This is a genomic window from Amycolatopsis vancoresmycina (assembly GCF_000716785.1).
In the GTDB taxonomy this organism is placed as follows: domain Bacteria; phylum Actinomycetota; class Actinomycetes; order Mycobacteriales; family Pseudonocardiaceae; genus Amycolatopsis; species Amycolatopsis vancoresmycina.
Genome location: NZ_JNYY01000014.1, coordinates 266,445 through 290,597, shown reverse-complemented (window position 1 = coordinate 290,597; position 24,153 = coordinate 266,445). Strand labels below are relative to the sequence as shown.

The following is a 24,153-nucleotide window of genomic DNA, read 5'->3' as shown; positions in this document are numbered from 1 at the left end:
GCCCGTCATCACCGCCCGCCGGACCGTGTCGCTCAGCCGAGGCCGGCAACCTCGATGACCACCTTGCCCGCGGTGTGACCGTGCTCGACGGTGGCGAGGGCGGCCGGCGCGTCGGACAACGGGTGGACGGCCGTGATCGGTGGTGCGAGGACGCCCTCGATGGCCAGGCGAGCCGCGCGCTCCAGGTTCTTGCGGTCGAGGCGGCGCTCGACGAACCGGCCGCCGAGTTCCGCTACCGACTGGTCGCCCACGGCGATCACCGTGCGGGGGTCGCGCGCCAGCGGGGCGACCGTTCGCAGTGCGGGGCCGCCGACCAGGTCGACGATCCCGTCGAAGCCGCCGGGAGCCAGCTCACGGGCGGCGGCAACGACGTCCTCCGTGGTGTAGTCGACGAAGCGCACCCCGAGAGTCTCGGCCGCCGCGCGTTTGGCGGTGCTGCCGGTGCCGGCCACGTTCAGCTCCCGCGCCGCGGCCAGGCGGGCGATCGCGAGGCCGACCCCGCCGCCGACGCCGTTCACCAGGATCGTGGCGCCGGGCGGGAGGCCGAGCTGGTCGAGCGCGTCCACCGCGGTCGTTCCGGCCACCGGGAGCGTCGCCGCCACGGTTGCGGACAGGCCCGCCGGGATGCGCGCGGTGTGCAAAGCGGACAGCACCGTCGTCTCGGCGTAGGTGCCGCCGCCGGTCAGCGCGAAGCCGAAGACCGCGTCCCCCACGTCGAGCCCGTCGACGTCCTCGCCGCGGGCGAGCACGGTTCCCGCCGCCTCCATGCCCAGCACGCGCGGGAACGGCCGCCCGCCGTCGAGCCCGGGGACCAGGCCCGCGCGCAGGAGGTGGTCGAGGGGGTTCACCCCGGCGACGGCGACCCGGACCAGCACCTCACCGCGACCGGGGACGGGATCGGGGCGGTCGAAGAACTCCTGGACTTCGGGCCCGCCGTGCCTGCCGAAACCCCATGCCTGTCCCATTTTCCGCGCCTTCCGTGAGCGGCCCGGTTCGTCCGGGCCCTGCGGCCATCCTGACCGCTGACACCGGTGTCAGGGGCAACCGGCTGAGGCGCGGGTCACACCGTCAAGCCAGCTTCGCCCGGTGCCGGCTGTTGGCGCTGAGCAGCACGTCGAGGGCGTCCCGGGTCGCGGCCAGGTGCGCGATCTCCGCGTCGATCCGGTCGCGCTCGCGCTTCATCGTGGCGTACGCGAACTCGACGACGCCCGCGTCGGCGGGAGTCTCGACGCACGGCAGCACCATCGCGATCACCCGGCTGGACAGGCCCGCCTCGAACAGCTGCCGGATGAGCGACACCCGCTGGACCTCGGCGTCGGAGTAGTGCCGCTGCCCGGCGTCGGAACGGGTGCTGGTCAACAGGCCCTGCGCTTCGTAGTACCGCAGGGAGCGCGGACTCACGCCGGTGCGCCGGGACAACTCGCCGATCCTCATGCTGAAAAGCTACGCCCGCACGGCCGGCATCGTCGGCCGGACCTTCGGGTTGGGCAACACCTGGTCCACGAACGGAACCGTCCGGTTCTGCCACAGCCGAAGTCATCGACGCTGCCTGCGCCGAGCTGAACGGATGAAGATTCCGAGCAGCAGCAGGAGGAGGATGGCAGCACATCCTGAGATGCCCCAGAAAACCGGACGTTCCCAGAGCCGGACGTCCGCCACGCTCGACGCGGACGGTTTCACGCCGGCCGGGGCGCTCGTGGCCGGGGCACTGGTCGACGGTGGCGCCTGCGTGCGCAGAAGGTTGCTCGTCCCCGCCGCGCCGTTTCCGAACTTGTTCACGGCGGTCACGGTGAACTGGACCTGAGTCTCGTCCGGTACGCCCTCGACCGCGAACTTCCGGGCCTCCGACCGCACCACACCGATCTGCACACCGTCGGTTCGATCGATCCGGTAGCCGTCGATCGACGCGTCTCCGGGAGAAGCCGGCGGCTGCCACGAGATTTCGACCTGACCAGGTCCGGACTGCGAAGCGACGACTTCCAGCGGAGGACTCGGTGACCTCGGCGCACGCAGGCCGGCGCCCACGTCGACGACGGCCGTTGCGGCGTTCTGCCTGCCATCGTCCCCGGTGACCGTGACCACCGCCATTCCTTTGTATGCCTTCTTGTAGGAATGCGTGACCACCGGCGAGGTGGACGTCTCGTCGATCTTGCCGTCGTCGTTGAAGTCCCAGGCGTACTTGGTGATGCTGCCATCGGGGTCGAAGGAACCCGCAGCCGAGAAGTGGATCGGTTCACCTACCGCCGCCTTGTAGGGCCCGCCGGCTTGCCCGACCGGAGCTGTGGCGAACCCGCGCATCGCGTCATCGATGGCCTTGACGAGGTCAGCCGCGGTCGCCGACGAGTACACCTGTCCTTTGGAACCGTCCGCCAGCTTCTCGAAGCTGGTCCGCGTGGCTTCCTTCCCGCCCACGAGGATCGGGTTGATGACGACCGGATCCAGCTCCTTCGCCGCCTTGAGCACCTGAGCTTGCGTGTATCCGGTTCGCGGTTCGGGGTCCTTCGCCGGCGCGTCACCGATCAAGATGGTCAGCTTCAACGCACCAGGGCGCCATTTCTGCGCGTAGGCTGCCATGAGACCGGAGAAGATCGACTCCGGATCATCGCCACCCCCGTCGACGACGATGCCGTTGACCGCGTCGATGAACTCCGTCTTGCTTTCGGTGAACGGGACGTCGACTCGCGCCTGGTAGCTGTCGTCCACGTCCTTGTAGTCGACGAGGGAAACCCGAGCCGACTTCGCCACTCCGAAGATTTCGTCCGTCACCCGGCTGATCGAGGCACGAGCGGCATCGATGTCGTCGGCCATGCTGCCGGTGCTGTCGACGACGAATGCGACATCCACCTTCTCCGTGGGACGCAGGTCGACCGGCAGGAGCGTGGGGAAGACTCGGCTCCGGAGGTCCGGCCGGAGCTTGCGGAGCGCCACGGCGACTTCGTTCGCCGCCTGGGGTACCTCGCTCTGCGGGTACTCGAAGTGCGCGTGGCTGGTGGGCGGCAACTGCAGGATGTTTCCCGTGCACAGCCCATCGAGCTTGTCGCACCAGCTTCCCGTTCGGCTCGCCAGCGACTCCGGTACGTACGGGTCCCGGCCACCGAGGATTCCTTCGTCGAAGTACCCGTCGAAATCTCCGCGCACCCACGGTGCCTTCGCTCCGAAAAGCCTGCTGGCCAAGCTGCCGGTCCAGAATTTCGGATCGCCGAAGAGCGCCACGTACCCGACCCGGCCGAGCACCTTCGACGACAACTTCGGCAACGCCGACCCGATCGCGTCCGCGCCCTGCGAGTAGCCACCCAGAACTATTGTTTCCGCCGGGCAGTTGCGGTGCTCCAGGAAGGAGACCAGCTCGTCGGTCCCCGTCTTGCGGCTCCGGTTGTAGCCGTCGAGCGCCGCATCTTCATCCGGGTCGAAGTAGTCCTTGAGGTCGATCCCGAACCACTGCGTCATGGGAACAGCCGGATATTCACCCGCGTCGACCCGGTTGTTCCCGTCCAGGTTGCCGAGGTCGGCTCGGGCGATCCGCACCCCGGGAGCATTCTCCTTGATCTTTTCGTAGAAGGTGTCGGCCTCATCGCTCTTCTTGTCGGTGAAATTCTGCCCCGACCCCCGGGCGAACACCACCAGCACCTGCTGACAACCCGGCTCGGCCGTCGCCGCGGGCGCAGTCACCAATGCCACAGCCCCGACGCAACCGCTCGCCATGACCGCCGCAAGCCAACGTGTGACCACGAGCCACCTCCGGGCATATCTGAAAAAAGGGAAACTATCGGTGCATTGCCGTGATCCACAGCGAACGCCAAACAGTGCCAGGCGGAGGGTTTTGCGGAGGAACCGCGGAGCCCGGCGGCCCGATGGTGATTTTCAAGCTGAATGCGGCGTTGCGGTGCTGGGCAGCACAATCTCCTTGATCGGCGGTGCCACACCCGTCCACCGGAGGGGTTGTTACCGCGTATCCATTCCCTGTCAGCAACTCCTGTACAACGTCTCGATCACCCCCAGGCGGGACCGCAACGAGAAAACCCCGGGCGAACGATGGGCACTCCGCGTCGACGCAGAGGTAAGCAGCGATACCGTTACCCGTCTCCACCACCCGAGCAGAAATGGCGCCTTCGGGTATCTGCAACCGGTCAACCACGGCCCTGACCTCACGGAACTCCGCACGCGCGCGGGCATCGAATCCAACGAACGCAGTGGCGAGCACCAGAAAGACTCCGCACAGGACAAGGAGAATCTTCCCCCTGCGCGACAGCATCCGACAGCTCATGGACCTCATCGTCGCGTGCCGCCGCGTTCGTGTTACAGATCGCCAATTTCCTGGGGCCGTAACGCCGTCCGGCGCCTCCGCGACCTTGAATCCGTGCGCATGATGGGGCAAGGATCCGGCATTCGAGGCTACTTCGGCGCTCTGGTGGTTTTCGCCATCCTTGGTGCCGCCTCGACGGCGTGCGGTGGATCACCCGGGAACACCGGTAGCCAACCAGAAGCCGCCTCGCCCGGTGGGCTGCAGGCTTCCGGCGACACCGGCGGGATACCGGAAACTTCCTGCCCGACGGCCGCGGACTTCACGAGTGCCTTGTCGGAAAGCGTCTCAGCCGATCTTCTCGCTCCGATCCAAAGCCTTCAAATGGACTCCGACATCGCCTGCGCGGGGCACATCGCTGCCGCCTGGATCAAGCTGCGACAACTCGACCGCGGAAAAGCAGTCAACGGCCGGGCCATCTTTGTCGTACGCTGGCGCTACTGGCGCCTTCAAGAACTCGGCATGGCACACACCGACGCCGACAAGCGCTGGGAATTGATGGATTATCACGCCAAGTTCTCCGCAACTGCCTCCGTTTGCGAGCAGTCTCCGATCTTGCAATGGCTGCAGCGTCAGGGGAGCTGCGTCCGCTGACGCGGTCCGAGGCGGTGGCGACGCAGGTGCAACGAATCGTCCGGGTCCCGGCATCTTCCTTGGGGGTGCCTCGAGAACGCCGACGGAAGGACAGCGATGCGGAGACCACGGGCCGGGATCATCCTGCTGGCGAGCCTCCTGATCGTGCCCGCGGCACCGTCGTTCGCTGCCGAGCCGCCGCGGGTACCCGTTCGCGGCTTGGACGGCACCCGCAGCGCCCACGTCGTCCAGGACGGGACCGACGCCGGGCCGGCCGATCCCGCGGGCCAGGTCACCGCCCAGGTGTTCCTCGACGGCGATTCCCGGCGGCTGGCCGGCTACGCGCGGGCGGTGTCGGACCCGCGTGATCCCCGCTACGGCCACTTCCTGAGCCCCGAACAGACGCGCGCCCGGTTCGGGCCTTCGCAGGACCGCATCGACGCGGTCAGTGCCTGGCTGCGCGGCAGCGGCCTGTCGATCGTCAGCGCCGGCTCCCGGGCCGTCGTCGCCCAGGGCACAGTCGCCGCCGCGGCCGAGGCGTTCGGCACGCGCTTCCACAACTACACCTACTACGGCACCCCGTTCCGGGCGGCGGTGGACCCGGTCACGGTACCCGCGGCGGTGGGGCCGGACGTCCTGACCGTCACCGGCCTCACCGCCGCGACCGGCTCCCGGCCGCCCGTGCCGCCGCCCGGGACCGGGTCCCGGACGGCCGCCCGCGCCGCGGTGCCGGTCAGTCCCTGCCCGGACCACTACGGCGACACCCCGGCCACGGATCTCCCCGCTGCCTACGGACGTCCCGCGCAGTGGGCGCCCTGCGGGTACACGCCGCGGCAGGTGCGTGACGCCTACGGGATCACCGGGACCGGCCTCACCGGCAAGGGTGTCACGATCGGGATCATCAGCATCGGCAACGAAATCAACACCCTGCCCGACGCCAACCGCTTCGCGGCCGAGCACGGTGAGCCGCCGTTCGCCCCCGGGCAGTTCACCGCCCACGTCCCGCCCGGCACCCGTCCCGAGGAAGCCAGCGGCGAGTTCGCCATGGACGTCCAAGCCGCGCACGCGATGGCGCCCGGCGCGGACATCGCCTTCGTGGTGGGCTCCCGTGCCCGCTACGGCGACGACGTGCTCGACTCGATCGTGCAGATCGTCGACCGGCACCTGGCCGACGTCGTGTCGGGGTCGATCATCGTCGGCTCCACCCCCGGCTACGCCCCGGACGCCGTCGCGGCGTACGAACGCGCGTTCCAGGAGGCCGCGGTCGAGGGCATCACGTTCACCTTCGCCAGCGGCGACTCCGGCGGCGGCAGCACCGACAGCGGCGGCCGGTCCGTCGAGTACCCGGCGTCCAGCCCGTGGGTGACCGCGGTGGGCGGCACGACGCTGGCGATCGGGCCCGGCAACTCCTACCTGTGGGAAATCGGCTGGGCGACCGACGAAGCGTCCCTGTCCGGTGACGGCCGGTCGTGGGATCCGGGCCTGCCCGGTTACCAGGGGAAGGCTTCCGGCGGCGGCACCAGCACCGTGTTCCCGCAGCCGTTCTACCAGCGGGGTGTGGTGCCGGCGTCGTTCGCGGGGTCGCCGCCGATGCGCACGCTCCCGGACGTCGCCGCCCTGGCGGATCCCGATCTGTGCCTGCTCGTCGGCGAAACCGGCTACGACCTCGACGGCAGTCTGTCCTACAAGGTGGGCAACGGCGGCGGCACCAGCCTGTCGTCGCCCGCCTTCGCCGGGGTGGCCGCCCTTCTGGTGCAGGAGCACGGGCCACTCGGGTTCGCGAACCCGGCCCTGTACGCCCGGCCGTTACCGATGTACCACGCCATCCGCGACAACCCCGCCGGGACGCCGGACACGGTGGCGTTCGCGGTCGAGCGACGCGGGTTCGTCGACCTGATCACCCCGGGGCAGTACGCGGACTCGAACCTGGTCCACGCCCCGGGCTACGACACCGTGACCGGCCTGGGCTCACCGACCCGGCGGCTGATCGACTCCTTCCGCCGCCGGCCGTAGGACGTATCGTCCCGGCGATGCCCCGCCCTGAACCCGCCTCAGGACCCCGACAGGGGCTGGCTGAACCGGATGCTGTTGCCGAACGGGTCACGCAGGCCGCAGTCGATCCCGTACGGGCGTTCGGTCGGCTCGTCGGTGAACTCCACGCCCTTGGCCAGCAGCGTCTCGTAGGTCTTGCGGCAGTCTTCGGCGGCGAAGAACAGCGAGCCGCCCATCGCGCCCTTCGTCAGCAGGTCGCGGACCTGGTCCGCCGTCGCCTCGTCCATCCGGGGCGGGCCCGGCTTCTCCAGCAGGATCTCGCGGTCCGGCTGACCGGGCACGTTGATCGTCAGCCACCGCATGAACCCCAGGTCGGCGTCGGTGTGGACCTCCAGGCCGAGCTTGCCGACGTAGAAGTCGAGCGCCTCGTCCTGGTCGAGCACGAAGATCTGCGAAATCGTGATTGCGTTGAGCATGGGGGCGACGGTAGTGCAGGGGCGCGCCGGGGTGCTTATCCGAAACGATCAGCTCCGCGGCCGCATCCACGCCATCGCGAAGCAGGTCGGCACGCCGGCCAGCGGTCCCCGGCGGCGGTAGGCCGTCGGCGACTCGCCGACGATGTCCCGGAACGTCCGGCTGAACGTGCCGAGGCTGGTGAAGCCGACCTCCAGGCAGATGTCGGTGACGCTCCGGTCGCCCGCGCGCAGCAGGAACATGGCCCGCTCCACCCGGCGGCGTTGCAGGTAGCGGTGCGGGGTTTCCCCGAAGGTGGCGCGGAAGGTCCGGGCGAAGTGCGGCGCCGAGACGTGCGCGACCCTGGCCAGCGCGGGAACGTCCAACGGCTTCGCGTAGTCCCGGTCCATGGTGTCGCGCGCACGCAGCATGCGGCGGTTGGTCTCTTCCCCGGCACGGCTCACGGCGGAATCACACCACACCGGACGCGCCGCGAAGTCACCCCAGGCGCGCGGCGCGGCTCAGGAGGTGGCGGCGCTCGGGTTCGCTCGTCGTGCGGCGGGCCGCCTCCTGGTAGCCGGCGCGGGCCGCGTCGTGGTCGCCCGCCAGCTCCAGCAGGTGCGCCCGCACGGACACCAGGTGGTGGGACGCGGAGATGCGCTCGTCGGCCGAGAGGGCGTCGAGCAGGGCCAGCCCGGCCGCCGGCCCGTGGACCTCGGCCACCGCCACCGCGCGGTTCAGCGTCACCGCCGGGTTGGGCGCGACGCGCTCGAGAAGCGTGTAGAGGGCCAGGATCTGCGGCCAGTCCGTGGCTTCCGCGGTGGGTGCCTCGTCGTGGACGGCGGCGATGGCGGCCTGCAGCTGGTACGGGCCGACCGGGCCGTGCGCCAGCGCGCCGGTCACCAGGGCCACGCCCTCGGCGATCGCTTGGGCGTCCCAGAGCGTCCGGTCCTGCTCGCTCAGCGGCACCAGCCCGCCGTCCGCGGCCGTGCGGGCCGGACGGCGGGCGTCGGTCAGCAGCAGGAGGGCCAGGAGCCCGGCCACCTCGCCGTTGCCCGGGACCAGCCGGTGCAGCTCGCGGGCCAGGCGGATCGCCTCGGCCGTCAGCTCGGCGCGCACCAGCCGCGTCCCCGACGTGGCCGTGTAGCCCTCGTTGAAGACCAGGTAGACCACCTGGAGCACGACGCCGAGCCGCGCCGCCCGCTCGGCCGGCGGCGGCAGCGCGAAGCCGGTCCCCTTGATCCGGTGCTTGGCCCGGCTGATGCGCTGGGCCATGGTCGCCTCGGGCACGAGGAAGGCCCGGGCGATCTCGGCGGTCGACAGGCCGCCGACGGCCCGCAGCGTCAGCGCGATCTGCGACGGCGGCGTCAGCGCCGGGTGGCAGCACAGGAACAGCAGCGTGAGCGTGTCGTCGCGGCCTTCGACGTCGCCGGCGGGCGGGGTGCGGAGGGCGTCGGCCTCCTCCCGCCGTCGCCGGGCGGCGTCGCTGCGCACCTGGTCGGCGAGGCGGCGCGACGCCACCGTCAGCAGCCACGCCCGGGGGCTCTCCGGCCACCCGTCCACCGGCCACTGGGCCGCGGCCGCCGCCAGCGCCTCCTGGACGGCGTCCTCGCAGGCATCGAACTGGCCGTACCGGCGCACCAGCACCCCGAGCACCTCGGGAACCAGCCGCCGGACGGCCTGCCAGCCGGTCACGGCGCCACTTCGGCCTCGTGCATCAGCGGCCGGACCTCGACGCCCCAGTAGCGCGCGGACGGGGCGCGGGCGGCGATCTCCAGTGCCCTGTCCAGGCCGTCGCAGTCGACGATCATGAAGCTGCCCAGGAACTCCTTGGCCTCGGCGTAGGGACCGTCGGTGATCACCGGTGTCCCGTCGGTGACCCGGACCATCTTGGTGTTCACCTCGTCGGCGACGCCGTAGGCGCCGACCAGCTCGCCGGACTCGAACAGCTCCCGGTTGAGGGCGTCGGTCTCGCGGATGATCTCGGCGAGGGTCTCGGCGCCCACCGAGTTGAAGGCTTCCTCGTTGCCGTAGATCAGCAGCATGTACTTCACGGATCGTTCCTCTCTCACGGCCGTCCGACCAGGTCACCACTGGCGCCGCGGTCGTCGAGCACCAGCTTCGACCGCCCGCTGACGGTATAGCGGATGTGGGTGACACCGGGCGTGTCGACGACCCGGGCCGGGACCAGCTCGACGCCGTCGTCCGCGCCGAGGCCGAGACCGGGGCCGAAGAGCCGCTGCCCGTCGCCGAGCAGCACCGGGGCGATGTGCAGCTCGAGCTGGTCGAGCAGCCCGGCGGCCAGCACCTGCTGCAGGAGCTCCCCGCCGCCGGCGACCGCCACGTCCTTGCCGCCGGCCGCGGCCCTGGCCAGCTCGACGGCGCGTTCGAGCCCCTCGGTGACGAAGGTGAAGGACGTGCCACCCCGGCGTTCGAGCACCGCCCGGGCGCGGTGGGTGACGACGAACACGGGAGCCCGGAACGGCGGCTCGTCACCCCAGGGAACCTCACCGGCGTCGAACATCCGCCGCCCCATGACGTAGGCCCCGGCGGCGGCGAAGGTCTCGGCGACGATCTCCGAGTCGGCCGACCGCGCACCGCCGGCGAAGCCCTGCCGCTCGCGCCAGGCCATGGCGTCGACGGCCCAGCGGGTGACCCGGAAGAACCCGGGCGCCTCGGGACCCTGCATCCAGCCGCTCATGTCGTGGGGGTGCTGCGGGTCCCGTGGGCCGGTGTAGCAGCCGTCGAGGGACACCGACATCTGGGCGGTGACCTTGGTCATCGGGCACGCTCCGCTCGTGGGCGGCGGCCTCTTTCGGCCGCCTCGTGCCCTTCAGTCGGAGCCGGGCGCTCGTTCTCGACATGCGCCGGCGAGATTCCGTTCCGGGGTCGCCGCGTCGTAAGCTGCCGGTCCACCACGATGCCGCGGCTTCGGAGGGGTTCCCGGTGAATCGGCCGTTGCCGCGACTGCTCCTGCTGCTGCTCGGCGCGGGGGCGGTGCTCTCCTTCGCGGCGAGCCTGTACCTCGAAGCGCACTACCTCGGGTTCCTCCAGAACCACCCGATCATGGTGAACCTGATCTCCGGCGTGGTCGGCTTCTGCACGGCCAGCCTCGTGGTCGCGGTCGGGTTCAACTGGTTCGTCCGGCGGTCGAACCGGCGCTCGGCGATCCGCCGCGGCGTGCTCGAAGACTGGTTCTCGGTCACCAGCAGCCTGTCGGGGTTGAGCCGGAGCCTGGCCACGTTCGGGAGTGCGAAGCCCCGGGACCTCCGGCACATGTCCGCCCTGAAGCAGGACATCTTCCGGCAGGCCGACGCGATGATCAGCACCTGCAGACGGCTGGCGACCGCGCTGAACCTCGAAGAGGACGCGACGTTCCGCGGCATGCTCGCCGACGCGACCGCCGGGTACGACCAGATCAACGCGCGGCGCACCCGCGACCTGGAACCCGGCCTCGAGCCGCTGCTCCGCGCCTACTTCCGCCGGGTCGGCGACCTGGCGTACTTCATCCAGCGCTCGGTCGCGGGCCGGGACCTGAACCTCGAAGTTCGCGATCCGGACTGAACCGCCCGCGGGCGGTTCAGTCCCGGTCGTCAGCCGGCGACGAACCGCTGGTGCCACTCCCCGCCGCCGTACGGCGGGGCGACCACCGCGAGTTCGCCTTCGAACGGCGCCGGCTTCCACGGGCCGAGGACCCGCAGCTGGTAGTTGCCGACCGGGATGTCCTTGAACGTCGCGTAGCCGTTGGCGTCCGTGCGGGCGTAGGCGCGGATCGCGCCGTTCTCGAGCAGCACGAGGTTGCGGTTCGCCAGGCCCTCGTCGGCGTCCAGCGCGCCGTTGCCGTTCTTGTCGAGCCAGACCTGGCCGCGGGAATCGGCTCGCTTGCCGGGGACCTTGGCGGTCACGTCCGCGCACGGGGCGCCGCCGCTGTGGCCGTCGCTCGCCACGCAGTCCAGCCCCGTCGTGCCGGTGTAGGCCGCCTTGTCCGGCACCTTGCCCGACGCCGTGAGCACCAGCTTCTGCCCCGCGGCCAGCGTTCCTTCGCGCCGCTGTGCGCTGAACGCACCCCCTGGTCGTCCGTGATCGGCAGCTCCGAGCCGAAGCCGCCCGCGTCGCAGCCGAGGAAGAGACCGGTGAGCGGCCGGGTGCCGGCAGCGGGCGGACAGCCCGGACCTCGAGCGCCGTGTACGCGCCCCGGCCGTCCAGCCGCAGCGCGCCGACGGGCTGGTCGCCCCAGCCGCCGGGCACCTTCCGGAACGACACGTGGGCGATCCGGCTCCCCCCTTCGTGTTCCTGCCGCGAATCTAGGACCGGCCAGAACGCCCGGGGAGACCGGAACGTTCCGCGAGCGCGGTACGGCAACCTTTCGCCCGGCCGGGGCGTTTCGGCCGCTCAGGGACCGCCGGGCCGGCGGCGCGCAGCGAGGCGGCCCCAAGCGGCCGCGGCGAGGATCGAGAGAACCAGCAGGATGACGCTGCCCACGACGTCGAGGACGTAGTGGTTCCCGGTGGCGAGCACGTCCGCCGCCATGAGCGTCGGGAACAGCCACGGCACGAGCGCCAGGCGCGGATGCGTGCCGCGGAGCACCGTCCACACGGCATACGCGCACCACAGGGACCAGCCCACGTGCATGCTGGGCATCGCCGTGTAGTGGCTGGGATGCGTCCAGCTCTCCTGGTGGAAGAGGTCGTACCGGGCCACGACGTCGACGGCACCGGGCAGCGCGGACCGCGGCGGCGCCATCGGCACCGCCCAGTAGACCGGCAGGACGAGGACCGTCATCGCCACCATCGTCCGGCGGACCTCGCGATAAAACCCGGCGTGCCGGGCGAACACCCACAGCAGGACGCCGGCCACCACCACGTAGTACAGCCGGTACAGGCCCACCGCGAGCACGCTCGGCACCGGATTCCCGGCCAGCCAGGCGTTGACGCTCAGCTCGATGTCGAGGTGCACCGCGTGTTCCGCGGCCTGGAGGGCCCCGGCGTGGGCATTCGCGGCCGCGAGGTCCTTGCCGGCAGCGGCGTCGAGCAACGCGAAGAGCGAGAACCAGAGCAGCAGGAGGACCAGCTCGACGAGCGCTCGCGGCCGCTCGTCCGCCGGCGGATGCACGCGGCCACCCTAGCCGACCACGGCGCCGCGCTTGCGGTGATCGGCGTCAGGGGACGAGAGCCGAGGCGGCGCACAGCGCGGCCCAGGTCGCGGCGAACGCGGCCACCTTCTTGCGCGCCGACCGATCGGGCAGCCCGGTGCCGAAGACGACGGCGTCCGCGGCGTCGGAGGCCACCCGCGCACCGAGCGCGATCCGGAGCGCCTTCCCCTCGGGCGCGAACAGCATCGCCAGGCCGATGGCGGCGTCGCGGGCACCGATGCCCGCGATCAAGGTCCGCACGTCCGCGCTCACACTGCCGGTGGAGGTGGTCAGCCCGCACGGTCCGGCCAGCACACGCGGCGCGGCGACGATGGTCACGCTGTAGGCGGCGGTCACCGCACCGAGAACACGGGTCAACACGGGCATCGGCGGCTTCTTCCGTCGGCGGATCTGGTGGCTTCCGCGTACCCGGGGCGGTGCGCGTCAAACCCCGGCGCTGGTGCACCCCGCCGACCTCGCCCGTGCCGGGTGACGACCCGTTGTCCCCCGGCCGCCATCGTGGGCTTCGCCGCCGCCCGTTCCCGGAGGAGTCAGCATGGTGCGAGCTTCGCTCACCGATTTCCCGGCCCACCGGTTCCGCAAGCCCCGGCGGCACCGGGGCGCGGCCGGGGATCGGCCTGTGCGACGCCCCTTCCGGGGACTCGCCGACCGGTTCGGCGCCGGCGCGCACCCGCCGCCGGTCCCGTGGCCGCCCGAGGGCGAGCCCGGGGCCGGTGGCACCCCGCTCCCGCGGGCGCTCGTGGTGCTGCTCGGCGCCGCCGCCGCGGTGGTCGTGCTGGCCGGGGTGCAGGCCGTCGCCTGGTTCGCCGGTCCGGTCTTCCTCGCCCTCGTCGTCGTCATCACCCTCGATCCCGTGCGGACGTGGTTGCTGCGCAAGGGATGGCCGCGCTGGCTGACCGTGACCGTCCTGGTCGTCACCGTCTACCTGGTCCTGCTCGCCTTCTTCCTCGTCATGGTCGTGTCCGTCGCGCAGCTGTCGACGCTGCTGCCCGGCTACACCGGGCGGGTCGACGAACTGCTGCACGACGGACTGGCCGTGCTCGGCCGGTTCGGCGTCGGCGAACCCGAACTGCGGGCCGTGTTGTCGTCACTGGACGCGGGGAAACTGGTGGGGCTGGCCGGTTCCCTGCTCGCCGGCGTCGGCGGGCTGGTCACCAACCTCGCGTTCCTGTTCGCCCTGCTCCTCTTCCTGAGCGCCGAGACGGCCTGGGCGGGACAGCGGCTCGGCCGGATCGCGCGGGACCGGCCGTGGATTTCCGCGGCACTGCGCGGCTTCGCCACCGGCACGCGGCGGTACCTGCTCGTGACGACCGTGTTCGGCGGGCTGGTGGCGGCGCTCGACACCGCCGCGCTCGCGCTGCTCGGCGTGCCCGGCGCGGTCCTGTGGGGCCTGCTCGCCTTCGTCACCAACTACATCCCCAACGTGGGCTTCGTGATCGGGGTGGCGCCACCCGCGGTGATCGCGCTCCTCGACGGCGGCTGGCGCAGCCTGCTCGTCGTGCTCGTCGTCTACGCCGCGCTGAACTTCGTGGTGCAGTCGCTGATCCAGCCCCGGTTCGTCGCCGGCTCGGTCGGTCTGTCCACTTTGGTCACGGTGCTGGCGCTGGTGTTCTGGACCTGGCTGCTGGGCCCGCTCGGCGCGGTCCTCGCCGTCCCCGCGACGCTGCTGGCCAAGGCCCTGCTGGTCGACGTCGACCCGCGGGCCCGCTGGGCCGACGCGCTGCTGTCCGCGCCCCGCCGCGACGAAGGCTGACCGGCTCAGGTCAGGCCGTGCTGCCGCGCGACCACCACCGCCGAACGCCGGTTGTTCACCCCGAGCTTGCCGTAGATCGCCCGCACGTGCGTCTTCACCGTGTTGACCGACACGGTCAGGTCGGACGCGATCTCGTCCAGCGAACGCTGGGACGGCAGCCGCTGCAGCACCACCTGCTCGCGGTCGGTCAGGCCGCTGGGCGGCGCGTGCGGGACGAGCCGGCCGCGGACCGCCTGGGCGAACCGGTCCAGCGAGCCGAACCCGCCGGAGTGGTCGATCAGCAGGTCACCGACCCGGGGCTCGGCGAGGGCGAACGGCCGCACCAGGCCGTTGGGGCGGGCGAGGGCGAGCGCCCGGTCGAGGGCGTGCAGCGCCTTGGTCCGCCGGTGGGAGCGCAGCGCGAGCGCGGTCTCGGCGAGGCACCGGTCGACCGGGGTGGCGGGCAACAGCGCGGCCGACGGCGCGGTGTCCCGCAACACCGCTTCCGCCGTGTCCGTTTCCCCGGCGGCGAGGTGGGCGCGGACGCGCAGGACCGCCAGTTCGCCGCTGCCGGGCAGCCGTTCGTGGCCCCAGGCGAGCACTTCCGCCGCGTGCAGCGCCTCGCCGAGGGCGAGCGCCGCGTGGTACTCCGCGACCGCGCACACGGCGACGACCTCACGGGGCAGGTCGAGCGCGGCCAGCCGGCGCCGGGCCGCGCGCATGACCTGCGAACCCGACGGCCGGTCGCCGCTGTCGAACCGCACCATGCCCTCGAAGAACTCGCGCAGCGGCACCAGCAGCGGCACGGTGCCGGGCACCTCCGCCGCCGTCGCCTGGGCCAGTTCCCGGGCCGCGGCCACCGGTTCGGCGCGCATCAGGTCGTCGTAGGCGAGCAGCAGGTGGCACTCGGCCACGCCGGGGGTCCGGCGCCTGCCCCGCCGCCGGGCGACGGCGAGGGCGCCCGTGCAGGCCCGCCGCATCGCCGGGTGATCGCCCCCGAACGCGGTGGCGGCGGCCAGCGCGAGCCTGCTGTGCAGCACGAGGTGGTCGAGCCGCTCGGTGTGGGCCAGGCGCAGGGCCTCCTGCGCTTGGGTGACGGCGTGCCGGCGGGCGCCGCGGTGCAGTGACCGCCACGCGCGGTCGAGCTTCACCCACGCGTCGAGCTCCCGGTCCGCCCGGCCGTCCGCCGACGGCACGGGCCGGCCCGTCAGGACGGCCAGGTGCCGGACGGCGAGCGGCCAGCGGCCGTCGTCGGGCGCCGCCGTGGCGAGGTCGGCGGCCGCGTCGGCGAGCTGCCCGCGCTGGATGTTCTCCAGCGCCGAGGCCAGCCGCAGCGACGGGCTCGCGGCGACCGTGGCGGCCCCCAGGTAGGTGAGCGCGACCCGCACCGGTTCCCCGTCCCCGGCGAGCACCTGCCGCACGGCGTGATCCCTCGCCAGTGCGAGGACCCGCCGCCGGTCCCGGCCGGCCACGGCGTGCCGGAGCGCTTCCCCGAACCGGCCCCGCCCGGCGTACCAGCGGGCCGCGGCGCCGTGCAGCCGCAGCATCCGGTCCGGATCCCGCCGCGCCAGTTCGGCGCGCAGGAAACCCCGCAGCAACGGCGGAAGCCGGTAGGTTTCGGCCGGCGTGCGCACGACGAGGGCCATCCTCCGCTCGACCTCGTCCAGGATCGCCCCGGCGGCCGGGCGGCCCGAGAGGCGGACCGCCAGCGCCGCGCCGACCGTGTCGCACACGCTGATGCACAGCAGCAGATCCGAGGTCTCCGCGGGCAGCCGCGAGAGCACTTCGTCGGCGAAGAACTTCGCCACCGCGCGCTCGTCGCCGGAGACGGAGGCGACGAGCGCGTCGGCGTCTTCCGCTTCGCGCACCGACACCGCGGCCCAGCCGAGGGCGGCGGCCCAGCCCGCCGTGCGCTCGGTGAGCTCGCGGACGCGGTCGTCGCCGACGGCGGCGCCGGTGGCGCGCAGCAGGCCGGCCGTTTCCCGCGTGGTGAACCGGAGTTCGGTCCCCTCCACGCGGGACAGCGCGCCTTCGACGTGCAGCCGGGCCAGCCGCAGCCGCGGCTCGACCCGCGTGGCGAGCACCAGCCGCAACCCGGGTGGCAGGTGCCGCGCGAGGGCCGCCAGCGCGTCCAGCGCCTCCGGGCGCGAGATCTCCTGGAAGTCGTCCAGGACCAGGCGGACCGGCTGGTCCAGACCGCTCAGTGCGTCGTCCAGATCGGCCAGGAAAGCCCGCCGCCGCCCGGGTGGCGGCGGGCCGAGGCGGTGCACCCGGTGCGCACCCGGCACCGCCGGGCAGCGGCGCAGCGCGGCGAGGATCGCCGCCCACAACCGGGTTTCGTCGTTGTCATCTTCGTCGAGGGACACCCAGGCGACGTCGCGGCCGTCGCCGGCCCAGGCGGCCAGCGCCGTGGTCTTGCCGGCGCCGGCCGGGGCGCGCACCACCGTGACGGGCCGGGTGGCCGCGCGGTCGAGCAGGGCGTCGAGCCGGGGACGGGGCACGAAGGTACCCGGCAGGCGCGGCACCGCCGCCTTGACGCCGGGAACGGGCCGGAACGGGGTCGTCGTTCGAACAACGGGCACGTCAACCTCTCGGCTGTCGGGAGAATTCGCCCCGGTTCCGCGGTCGACGCCGGACGGAGGCCACGACTGTACTGATCACCGGCGCGCGACCGCGGCGCCGGGGTCACCAGATCTCGTAGGTGGCTTCGTCGCCGTGCACGATGACGGCCCAGATCACCAGGACGTCGAGGGCGATCACGATGGCGCCCCAGAACGGGTACGCGGACAGGAAAGCCAGCTGCGCCAGTGCGTTGAACCCGGCCAGCGCGACCGTGACGACCCGCGCCCACTGCGCGCCGGTGAACAGCGCGATCCCGGTCAGCACGACCAGGATGCCGACGATCAGGTGCAGCCAGCCCCAGCCGGCCAGTGAGAAGACGAGCAGGCCGGACGGGCCGATGACGTAGTAGTCGCGGTCGAACAGCGCGACCACGCCCTCGACCACGTTGAACAGTCCGGCCAGGACGGTGATCGCCCCGGCGAACCAGATCCAGCCGACCCGCCGCGACCGGGCGACCGCCCGCTCCGGCGGGACGGGTGCCCGGGCGCCGGTGGTTCCGGACCGGGGGTGCATGGGTTCGGTCATGATGACCCTTCCTCGTTCGTGGACGGGCTGCGGACCCGGGCGATCATGGTCGGTCGCGCGTCCGCCGGGCCTCGCCCGCCCCAGGTGAGATCAGGTGGCCCGGTCCGCGGCTCACACGGCGTGGGCGATGACCCGCGGCGGCCCCGGCGCGAGGGTGCGGCAGACCACTGTTCCCGGACCGAGGAGGAAGTCGTGTCCACCTTGACCGTGTGGCGGTTCCCGACCGTCGAAGGCGCCGAAAACGCCCTGGATCTGCTCCGGCAGCTGCAGAAGCAGCAGCTGATCTCGATCGCCGACGCCGCGTACGTGACCTGGCCCGAAGGCCGGAAGAAGCCGAAGACGAAGGACCTCGGCGCGCTGACCGGCGCCGGCACGCTGGGCGGGGCCTTCTGGGGCCTGCTGTTCGGCCTCATCTTCCTGGTCCCGTTGCTGGGCATGGCCGTCGGCGCGGCGATCGGGGCGCTGACCGGGTCGCTGAGCCACGTCGGGATCGACGAAAGCTTCATCGAGACCGTCCGCGCGCAGGTCACGCCCGGGACGTCCGCGCTGTTCGTGATGTCCGACGGCACCGTGCTGGACCGGGTCGTCGAGCCGTTCAAGGAAACCGGGGCCGCGCTGCTGAGCACCAACCTGTCCGATGAGGAGGAGGCCCGGCTCCGGGGTGCGTTCGCCGAAACCCCGCACCTGCAACCGCGGTGACTCAGGCGGGCCGGACCGCGGCGACGCCCCCGAGCGCCGCCGCGGCCACCCGCGGGAGGTCCGGCCGGCCGCGGCGCACTCCCCCGAGAGCGCCCCGCGGCCGGCTCGACGGGATGGCGGAACGCGGCGCCGGGGACGCGGCGGCCGCCACCGGGGAGATCCCCGTGACACACCCGCCGGGGCGCCACCGTCCGCTCGTCGTCCGTTCCGCCATCACCGCACCTCCACGGCCCCCACCCTGGTGCGCACCCCCGGCGCGGGTCGTCACCCGTGGTGGATGACTCCCCGCTTCACCCCCGGCGGGCGACGCCCCGGGGAGTCCCGCGGCCGACGATCCGTCCCATGACTCTCACCGACAAGGAGATCGCGGCACCCGACGTGCGGATCGCCCGGGCCCGCGCGGCCCGCGGCACCGTGCCCGCGGCGAGCCACGCGCAGTTCCCCGGCCTGCTCCGGCGCGCCGATCCGCTCACCCTGCTGGCCCGCCAGGACGCCGATCGGGTGCCGGAACTGCTCCCGTTGCGCTACAGCCGGATGGCCGCGTCGCCGCTGGCGTACTTTCGCGGCGCCGTGCTGCCGGCGGCGGCCGACCTGGCCACCACCCCGCGGACCGGGTTCACCGTGCAGGCCTGCGGAGACGCCCAGCTGGCCAACTTCGGCCTGTTCGCCGTGCAGGGCAGGCGGTTGGTCTTCGACTTCGCCGACTTCGACGAAACCCTGCCCGCGCCATGGGAATGGGACGTCAAACGGCTCGCCGCGAGCTTCGAGGTCACCGGCCGGGAGAACGAGCACCCGGCGGGCCAGTGCCGTCGCACGGTGCTCGCCGCGGTCGAGTCCTACCGCCTGGCGATGCACGGCTTCGCGCGCCGCACGCCGCTCGACATCTTCTTCGCCCCGGCCGACGCCCGGACGCTGCGGGTGGTCGCGGCCCACCGGCTGGGCCCGGCCCGGCGCCGGGCCCCCGGGGCGCGCCGGTTCACCGAAATCCGCGACGGGCACCTGCGGCTGGCCGCGTGCCCGCCGTCGGTCGTGCCGGCCGGTCACCTCGCCGGCGACGGCGACCCGGCGACGCTGACCGACCGGCTCGGTGCCGTGCTCGCGCGGTACCGGCGCACGCTCGGCCCCGCGCGGCGGGCGCTGCTGGACCGCTACCGGCTCGCCGACGCGGCGCGCGCGGTGACCGGGCCGGGCGGGGCAGGCACGCGGTGCTGGGTGGCGATGCTCGTCCGGACCGGCACCGGTGACCCGCTTTTCCTGCAGCTGAAGGAGGCCCGGCCGTCCGTGCTGGAGGAGTACGCCGGCGGCGCCGCACCGGGCGGCCCCGGACGGCGGGTGGTGACCGGGCAGCGGCTGATCCAGGCCACCGGCGACGTCTTCCTCGGCTGGGCGCGCGCCGCGGAGTTCGACGGCCGCACCGGCGACTTCCACGTCCGCCGGCTGCGCGACGACCACGACGCCGGTGACGTCACCACGATGACCCCGGACGTCCTGCGCGCCCACGCCCGGCTGTGCGGGTGGACGCTGGCCCGCGCGCACGCCCGGACCGGTGACCCGCTCGCGATCGCCGCCTACCTCGGCTCCGGGCCCGCGTTCGCCGAGGCCGTCCGGGAGTTCGCGGTGGCCTGCGCCGACCAGAACGAACGCGACCACGCCGCGCTGCGCCAGGCGATCCGGTCGGGGCACGTCACGGCGGCGGCCGGGTCGTGAGGACGCCGGCCGCGCCGTCACGGGGACGCGCGCTGCACCACCAGAGGCAGTTCGCGGACCCGGTGGACGGACACCACGTGCATCCCGAGCGCCTCGAGCCGCCGCAGGATTTCCGGGAGGCGCCGGGGATCGGCCACCGTGCCGAACACGATCGTTTCCGGCGGGACCGGCACGACGACCACGTCCCGGAAATCGGTGGCCCCGGTGGCCGCCCGGTCCGGAATGGCACCGCTGCCCCGGAAGACGTACTGCGTGCCCGCCGTCAGGTCGAGGACGCCACCCCGGGTCACCGGGCCCGCCGCCCTCGCCGGGACCGGCCGGCCGCGTACCAGGAGTGCGCGACCATCGCCGCGTCGAGCAGCATCATCGCCGCCGACCAGCCCCGCGCCGGCAGGAACACCAGCCGCGCGACCAGGTCCGCCCCGGCGCGGACGCCGGTGCGCAGCTCGGCGGCCGGGCTCAGCGCGGCGAGCGCGACGACCAGCCACAGCAGCACCGAACCGACGCTGATCCGGCCGGTCCGCAGCACGTCGAGCACCACGGCCTCCCCCGGCCCGAGCCAGCAGAACTGCGCGCCCGCGAATCGCCGCCGGCCGCTTTCCGATGAATTCCCGCGTATTTTCACCCGCCACACGATTCTGCTCCCGGCCGTTGTTCTCCTCGCCCGCAGGGGGTGAGCCGGGGCTTTTGCGTGGCAGGATCCGCGGGCTCGCCCGAAACCGATCACGAAGGAGAATTACCGATGCGCCAGTGCCGCGACGTCCCGGCCCGAAGACGAATTCCGAGAACGAAGATCACCGTTCCCGGCCCGCCGGCGGATCTCGTGTCTCGGCCGCGCCTGCTCACCGTCCTCGACGGCGCGAGCGAAGCGGCCCTGGTGTTCGTCGGTGCTCCCGCCGGGTTCGGCAAGACCGTGCTCCTCGCCGAATGGGCGCGGCAGCGGGGCCGGGGCGCGGTCGCCTGGCTGTCCGCGGACGCCGAGGACAACGACGACCACCTCTTCTGGTCCGCCGTCCTGGAAACCCTCGGCGGGCTCCCCGGCGGCACTCCGCTGCGGCTGCTGGCGGTCCCCGGGGCCCCGAGCACCGACCTCGGCTTCCTGAGCACGGTCGCCGACGCCCTCGACGCCCTGCCCGAGCCCGTGGTGCTCGTCGTCGACAGCGCGCAGGAGATCACCGCGCCCGAACCGTGGCACGGGCTGCAGGCGCTGGTCCGCCACCAGCCGGCCGGGCTGTGCCTGGCCGTTTCGAGCCGGCGGGAACCACCCCTGCCGCTGGGCCGGGCGCGGCTCGCGGACCGGCTCGTCGAAGTCGGCGCCGCCCGGCTGCGGTTCACCGCGGAGGAGGCGGAGGCGCTGCTCGCCACGGCCGACCGGGCGATTCCGCGGGATCAGGTCACCCGGCTGGTGGCCGGCACCGGGGGCTGGCCGGCCGGGCTGCGGCTCGCCGCGGCGTCCGCCGCCCGGCACGGGAGCCTGCGTGACTTCGAGACCGGGCGCGACGACGCCGTGCTCGCCTACCTGACCGACGAAGCCCTCGCCCCGCTCACCCCGGCACAGCGGGAACTGCTGCGCACGATCAGCATCTGCGACGAGGTTCCGGCCGGGCTGGCGACGGCGCTCGGCGGCCGGCCGGACGCGGAGGCGATGCTGCGCGAACTCGGCGAGCCCGCCACCGGGCTGGTCGACACCGCCGGCACGCCACCGCACCACCGCGTGACGCCGCTGCTGCGCACCTACCTGCGCGCCGAGCAGGAGCGGCGGGCCCCGGACCGGGCCCGGGCGCTGCACGCGACCGCGGCCCGCTGGTTCGCCGGGCACCACCGGCCCGCGCCGGCGTTGCTGCACAGCGTCCGGTCCGGGAACCCCGCCCGGGTCGGCGAGCTCCTGCGCGAGCACGCCGTGACCCTGTTCGTCGCGGGCGAGCACGACGTCCTGCGGCAGGCCCTCGCGCTGCTCGAGGACCGGCGGATCGCGGCAGGCGCCCCGGCCGCGCTGATCTCGGCCGCGCTGTGCCTGGAGGCGGCCGAAACCTCGGCGGCCCGGCTGTACCTGGCCCGCGCCGAGGCGTCGTGGCCGGACCGGGCGGCGCCGGAGCTGACCGTGCTGCGCCGGTTGACCCACGCCCGGCTCGCGCAGCTCGACCGCACCCCGGCCCAGGCGCTCCGCGTCGCCGAGCAGGCCGACGAGGAGCCGTTCGCCGGGAGCGAGCTCCGCGGGCTCGCGGCCGTGCACCGGGCCGGCGTCCTCATCGCCCGCGACCAGCGCGAGCCGGCCCGGGAGGCGCTGGTGGCGGTCCTCGGCACCGCCGAGCAGGTGCACCAGGACTTCACCGTCGCCCGGTGCCTCACCGTGCTGGCCGAGCTGGCCTGCCACGACGGCGACTACCGGGCGATGGACACCCTGGCCCGCCGGGCCGGCAGCCGCCTGCCGCACCAGGAGTCCCCGCGGTCGCTGCAGGGCGCCCAAGCCCACGCCCTGATGGCGTACGGGGCCCTGTTGCGCGGTGAACCCGCCGACTGCGTCGAACACGCGAAGCGGATCGGGCAGCTGCTCGGCGACGCCCCGGCGCGGGCGGCCCGCGACCTGCGGATGTTCGCCGAAACCCTGCGCGGGGCCGCCGAGTTCGAGCTCGGCAGCTGGCACGCGGGCCTGCGGCGGATGCGCCGGGCCCGCACCCGTCCCGGGACCGGGCGCGGCTGCCCCGCCGGGTACGCCGCCCTGTGCGCCGTGCTGGAGCAGCGCGCGGCCCTGCGGCTGGGTGCGGCGGGCCAGGCCCGGGAGACCGTCCGCTGGGCCCTGCCGCTCCTCACCGGTTCGGGCGAGCTGCTCCTGATGCGCGCCCGGACGCAGCTGCGGCTCGGCCGCCACCACGCGGCGAGCACCGTGCTGCGGTCACTGGCCGACGACCCGCCCCCGCTGGAACTGGCCTGGGCCCCGATCGAGGCGTCGCTGCTCGGCGTGCAGGCCGCGCTGGCGGCCGGGGCGCGCGACCGGGCCGCCCGGCTGCTCGACGACGCGGTCCGCGCCGCCGAACCCGCCGGCGTCCGGTTCCCGTTCGTCTTCGCCCCGCCCGAACTGGTCGGCTTCCTCACCAGCCGGCTGGGCCGCCTCGGCGCCGGGGAACGGTTCGCCGGCGAGGTCCTCGCCCTGCGGCGCCGGCTGCGCACCCCGCCGATGCCGGCCCCGCTGACCGAACGCGAACGCAGCGTCCTGCGCCTGCTGCCGACGCAGCGGTCGATCGACGAGATCGCCCAGGACCTGACCGTCTCCCCCAACACCGTCAAGACCCACGTCCGCGGGATCTACGCGAAGCTCGACGTCCGCAGCCGGCGCGAAGCGGTCACGATCGCGCAGGAACGGGGACTGCTCGACGCCGAAGTCGCCGACTTCACGGTCTGAACCCCTCGCCCCACCCGGAGCGGGTGAGGCGGGCGCACCCGGGATCGGTGTCGAGTGGGCCGGGCACGCGCGAGCGTGCCTGGCCCCGATCCCGGAGACGAGGAGATGTCATGGCCCTGGCGAGCGCGGAGTACCCGTTCCTGAGCCTGATGTGGACGATGCTGGTGTTCTTCTGCTGGATCGCCTGGTTCTGGCTGCTGTTCGTGATCCTGGGCGACCTGTACCGCCGGGCCGACGTCTCCGGCTGGGGCAAGGCGGGCTGGACGGTACTGGTGATCGTGCTGCCGTTCGTCGGCGTGCTGCTCTACCTCTGCACGCAGGGCCGGAACATCCTCGACCGGCAGCGCGCCCGCGAAGTGGCCACCCAGCGGCGGTTCGACGACTACGTGCGTTCGGTGTCCACATCGGACAACACCGGTGCGGCGCAGATCGCCGAAGCCCGGCGGCTGCTGGACCAAGGCGTCATCGACGACGCGGAGTTCCAGGCCCTCAAGCGGAAGGCCCTCGCGCGTTGACCGCGGCCCGGCGGTGGCGGTTCGTCCACCTGGCCGTGCTGCGGCCCCTGCTCACGGTCATCGCGCTGGTCTGCCTCTACTACCTGCTCCCGGTCGACCAGGTCCTGCGGCCGTGGACGGCGGTCACCTTCACCGCCGGTCTCGCCGTGCTGGTGCTGCTGGTGGTCGGCGAGGTGCGGATGATCCTGCGCTCGCCGTTCCCGGCGTGGCAGGGCGTCCAGGCGCTCGCCCTCATCGTGCCGCTGTTCCTGCTGCTGTTCGCCGACGCCTACTACGTGCTCGCCCAGGACCGGCCGGGGTCCTTCGGTGCGGTGCTGACCCGCACCGACGCCCTGTACTTCACGGTCACGGTGTTCGCCACGGTCGGCTTCGGCGACATCACCCCGGTGTCCACCGCCGCCCGGGTGCTGGTGACCGTGCAGATGGCCGCGGACCTGGTGGTGCTGGGCGTGGTGCTGCGGGTGATCCTGACCGCGGTGCGGC

Annotated in this window: 24 protein-coding genes and 1 pseudogene; 9 read left to right on the top strand and 16 right to left on the bottom strand. The window is 73.1% G+C overall.

Features of this window, described 5'->3' with window-relative positions; all coding sequences use genetic code 11:
* Positions 1-32 precede the first annotated feature (32 nt).
* From OO60_RS30565 to OO60_RS30555, 3 genes are all read right to left on the bottom strand, one after another.
* The gene (locus tag OO60_RS30565; RefSeq protein ID WP_004562562.1) at positions 33-965 is read right to left on the bottom strand and encodes an NADP-dependent oxidoreductase; all 933 of its coding nucleotides are present in this window, start codon (positions 963-965) and stop codon (positions 33-35) included.
* Positions 966-1,068: 103 nt separating this feature from the next.
* Positions 1,069-1,434 (bottom strand): MerR family transcriptional regulator, encoded by a 366-nt coding sequence (locus OO60_RS30560; protein ID WP_033262623.1) that lies wholly within the window; start codon positions 1,432-1,434, stop codon positions 1,069-1,071.
* A gap of 102 nt (positions 1,435-1,536) precedes the next feature.
* Positions 1,537-3,729, bottom strand: a complete 2,193-nt coding sequence (locus OO60_RS30555; RefSeq protein ID WP_155849076.1) for a cutinase family protein — start codon at positions 3,727-3,729, stop codon at positions 1,537-1,539.
* 628 nt (positions 3,730-4,357) lie between these two features.
* Between OO60_RS30555 and OO60_RS46640 the strand changes: the two genes are divergently transcribed.
* Together OO60_RS46640 and OO60_RS30545 are read left to right on the top strand one after the other, a co-directional pair.
* Entirely contained in the window at positions 4,358-4,894 is a 537-nt protein-coding gene (locus OO60_RS46640; RefSeq protein ID WP_155849077.1) for a hypothetical protein, read from the top strand.
* A 96-nt stretch (positions 4,895-4,990) separates the two neighbouring features.
* Positions 4,991-6,886: a S53 family peptidase gene (locus OO60_RS30545; protein WP_004562566.1), complete on the top strand. Its 1,896-nt coding sequence runs from the start codon at positions 4,991-4,993 to the stop codon at positions 6,884-6,886.
* Between the two features lie 38 nt (positions 6,887-6,924).
* On the opposite strand, the gene OO60_RS30540 is transcribed toward OO60_RS30545, so the two are convergent.
* The 5 genes from OO60_RS30540 to OO60_RS30520 all read right to left on the bottom strand — a co-directional run bounded on the left by OO60_RS30540 (position 6,925) and on the right by OO60_RS30520 (position 10,100).
* Positions 6,925-7,341, bottom strand: a complete 417-nt coding sequence (locus tag OO60_RS30540; RefSeq protein WP_004562568.1) for a VOC family protein — start codon at positions 7,339-7,341, stop codon at positions 6,925-6,927.
* A 48-nt stretch (positions 7,342-7,389) separates the two neighbouring features.
* On the bottom strand, positions 7,390-7,749 hold the full coding sequence (locus tag OO60_RS30535) for a helix-turn-helix domain-containing protein (RefSeq protein WP_004562570.1): 360 nt from the start codon (positions 7,747-7,749) through the stop codon (positions 7,390-7,392).
* Between the two features lie 67 nt (positions 7,750-7,816).
* Positions 7,817-9,013, bottom strand: coding sequence for an RNA polymerase sigma factor (locus OO60_RS30530; RefSeq protein ID WP_004562572.1), 1,197 nt, complete (start codon positions 9,011-9,013; stop codon positions 7,817-7,819).
* Positions 9,010-9,363 (bottom strand): YciI family protein, encoded by a 354-nt coding sequence (locus OO60_RS30525; protein WP_240490954.1) that lies wholly within the window; start codon positions 9,361-9,363, stop codon positions 9,010-9,012. The genes OO60_RS30530 and OO60_RS30525 overlap by 4 nt, the downstream gene beginning before the upstream one ends.
* 23 nt (positions 9,364-9,386) lie before the next feature.
* The gene (locus tag OO60_RS30520) at positions 9,387-10,100 is read right to left on the bottom strand and encodes a dihydrofolate reductase family protein (RefSeq protein WP_004562575.1); all 714 of its coding nucleotides are present in this window, start codon (positions 10,098-10,100) and stop codon (positions 9,387-9,389) included.
* A gap of 176 nt (positions 10,101-10,276) precedes the next feature.
* Between OO60_RS30520 and OO60_RS30515 the strand changes: the two genes are divergently transcribed.
* A complete protein-coding gene (locus OO60_RS30515; protein ID WP_033262622.1) occupies positions 10,277-10,882 on the top strand; it encodes a hypothetical protein in 606 nt (201 codons plus the stop codon).
* A gap of 29 nt (positions 10,883-10,911) precedes the next feature.
* On the opposite strand, the gene OO60_RS46970 is transcribed toward OO60_RS30515, so the two are convergent.
* The 3 genes from OO60_RS46970 to OO60_RS30500 all read right to left on the bottom strand — a co-directional run bounded on the left by OO60_RS46970 (position 10,912) and on the right by OO60_RS30500 (position 12,836).
* Positions 10,912-11,331, bottom strand: a complete 420-nt coding sequence (locus OO60_RS46970) for an SdrD B-like domain-containing protein (RefSeq protein WP_004562577.1) — start codon at positions 11,329-11,331, stop codon at positions 10,912-10,914.
* Between the two features lie 379 nt (positions 11,332-11,710).
* Positions 11,711-12,430 (bottom strand): phosphatase PAP2 family protein, encoded by a 720-nt coding sequence (locus OO60_RS30505; RefSeq protein ID WP_004562578.1) that lies wholly within the window; start codon positions 12,428-12,430, stop codon positions 11,711-11,713.
* A gap of 46 nt (positions 12,431-12,476) precedes the next feature.
* Complete coding sequence (locus tag OO60_RS30500; protein ID WP_004562579.1) at positions 12,477-12,836, bottom strand: hypothetical protein; 360 nt, start codon at positions 12,834-12,836, stop codon at positions 12,477-12,479.
* Positions 12,837-13,005: 169 nt separating this feature from the next.
* Here OO60_RS30500 and OO60_RS30495 point away from each other — a divergent pair, with 169 nt between their 5' ends.
* Complete coding sequence (locus tag OO60_RS30495) at positions 13,006-14,223, top strand: AI-2E family transporter (RefSeq protein WP_033262621.1); 1,218 nt, start codon at positions 13,006-13,008, stop codon at positions 14,221-14,223.
* A 5-nt stretch (positions 14,224-14,228) separates the two neighbouring features.
* Here the strand turns inward: OO60_RS30495 and OO60_RS30490 are convergent, their stop codons facing one another.
* Complete coding sequence (locus OO60_RS30490) at positions 14,229-16,784, bottom strand: winged helix-turn-helix domain-containing protein (protein WP_033262620.1); 2,556 nt, start codon at positions 16,782-16,784, stop codon at positions 14,229-14,231.
* Between the two features lie 103 nt (positions 16,785-16,887).
* A complete protein-coding gene (locus OO60_RS30485; RefSeq protein WP_003101654.1) occupies positions 16,888-17,349 on the bottom strand; it encodes a DUF7144 family membrane protein in 462 nt (153 codons plus the stop codon).
* Positions 17,350-17,541: 192 nt separating this feature from the next.
* Between OO60_RS30485 and OO60_RS30480 the strand changes: the two genes are divergently transcribed.
* A complete protein-coding gene (locus tag OO60_RS30480) occupies positions 17,542-18,048 on the top strand; it encodes a DUF1269 domain-containing protein (protein WP_003101657.1) in 507 nt (168 codons plus the stop codon).
* Position 18,049: 1 nt separating this feature from the next.
* On the opposite strand, the gene OO60_RS46630 is transcribed toward OO60_RS30480, so the two are convergent.
* Entirely contained in the window at positions 18,050-18,262 is a 213-nt protein-coding gene (locus tag OO60_RS46630; RefSeq protein ID WP_156081334.1) for a hypothetical protein, read from the bottom strand.
* A 128-nt stretch (positions 18,263-18,390) separates the two neighbouring features.
* Between OO60_RS46630 and OO60_RS30475 the strand changes: the two genes are divergently transcribed.
* Complete coding sequence (locus tag OO60_RS30475) at positions 18,391-19,755, top strand: DUF2252 domain-containing protein (protein ID WP_033262619.1); 1,365 nt, start codon at positions 18,391-18,393, stop codon at positions 19,753-19,755.
* 17 nt (positions 19,756-19,772) lie between these two features.
* Here OO60_RS30475 and OO60_RS30470 read toward each other — a convergent pair whose 3' ends face one another.
* The gene (locus tag OO60_RS30470) at positions 19,773-20,045 is read right to left on the bottom strand and encodes a hypothetical protein (RefSeq protein ID WP_209441412.1); all 273 of its coding nucleotides are present in this window, start codon (positions 20,043-20,045) and stop codon (positions 19,773-19,775) included.
* Complete coding sequence (locus tag OO60_RS30465; protein ID WP_244885601.1) at positions 20,042-20,293, bottom strand: hypothetical protein; 252 nt, start codon at positions 20,291-20,293, stop codon at positions 20,042-20,044. Before OO60_RS30465 ends, OO60_RS30470 begins: the two co-directional genes overlap by 4 nt.
* A gap of 204 nt (positions 20,294-20,497) precedes the next feature.
* Between OO60_RS30465 and OO60_RS30460 the strand changes: the two genes are divergently transcribed.
* From OO60_RS30460 to OO60_RS47930, 3 genes and pseudogenes are all read left to right on the top strand, one after another.
* A complete protein-coding gene (locus tag OO60_RS30460) occupies positions 20,498-23,155 on the top strand; it encodes a LuxR C-terminal-related transcriptional regulator (protein WP_033262617.1) in 2,658 nt (885 codons plus the stop codon).
* Positions 23,156-23,265: 110 nt separating this feature from the next.
* The gene (locus OO60_RS30455) at positions 23,266-23,670 is read left to right on the top strand and encodes an SHOCT domain-containing protein (protein WP_033262616.1); all 405 of its coding nucleotides are present in this window, start codon (positions 23,266-23,268) and stop codon (positions 23,668-23,670) included.
* A 179-nt stretch (positions 23,671-23,849) separates the two neighbouring features.
* Positions 23,850-24,089, top strand: a pseudogene (locus OO60_RS47930) (ion channel); the annotation flags it as partial.
* Positions 24,090-24,153: the final 64 nt, after the last annotated feature.

What these genes read in the sequence shown, in the direction of transcription:
- OO60_RS30560 (WP_033262623.1), bottom strand. Translation starts at nt 1,434, where the DNA reads ATGAGGATCGGCGAGTTGTCCCGGCGCACCGGCGTGAGTCCGCGCTCC.
- OO60_RS30545 (WP_004562566.1), top strand. Translation starts at nt 4,991, where the DNA reads ATGCGGAGACCACGGGCCGGGATCATCCTGCTGGCGAGCCTCCTGATC.
- OO60_RS30525 (WP_240490954.1), bottom strand. Translation starts at nt 9,363, where the DNA reads ATGCTGCTGATCTACGGCAACGAGGAAGCCTTCAACTCGGTGGGCGCC.
- OO60_RS30485 (WP_003101654.1), bottom strand. Translation starts at nt 17,349, where the DNA reads ATGACCGAACCCATGCACCCCCGGTCCGGAACCACCGGCGCCCGGGCA.
- OO60_RS30540 (WP_004562568.1), bottom strand. Translation starts at nt 7,341, where the DNA reads ATGCTCAACGCAATCACGATTTCGCAGATCTTCGTGCTCGACCAGGAC.
- OO60_RS30520 (WP_004562575.1), bottom strand. Translation starts at nt 10,100, where the DNA reads ATGACCAAGGTCACCGCCCAGATGTCGGTGTCCCTCGACGGCTGCTAC.
- OO60_RS30460 (WP_033262617.1), top strand. Translation starts at nt 20,498, where the DNA reads ATGCGCCAGTGCCGCGACGTCCCGGCCCGAAGACGAATTCCGAGAACG.
- OO60_RS30500 (WP_004562579.1), bottom strand. Translation starts at nt 12,836, where the DNA reads ATGCCCGTGTTGACCCGTGTTCTCGGTGCGGTGACCGCCGCCTACAGC.
- OO60_RS30495 (WP_033262621.1), top strand. Translation starts at nt 13,006, where the DNA reads ATGGTGCGAGCTTCGCTCACCGATTTCCCGGCCCACCGGTTCCGCAAG.
- OO60_RS46630 (WP_156081334.1), bottom strand. Translation starts at nt 18,262, where the DNA reads ATGGCGGAACGGACGACGAGCGGACGGTGGCGCCCCGGCGGGTGTGTC.
- OO60_RS30535 (WP_004562570.1), bottom strand. Translation starts at nt 7,749, where the DNA reads ATGCTGCGTGCGCGCGACACCATGGACCGGGACTACGCGAAGCCGTTG.
- OO60_RS30455 (WP_033262616.1), top strand. Translation starts at nt 23,266, where the DNA reads ATGGCCCTGGCGAGCGCGGAGTACCCGTTCCTGAGCCTGATGTGGACG.
- OO60_RS30565 (WP_004562562.1), bottom strand. Translation starts at nt 965, where the DNA reads ATGGGACAGGCATGGGGTTTCGGCAGGCACGGCGGGCCCGAAGTCCAG.
- OO60_RS30475 (WP_033262619.1), top strand. Translation starts at nt 18,391, where the DNA reads ATGACTCTCACCGACAAGGAGATCGCGGCACCCGACGTGCGGATCGCC.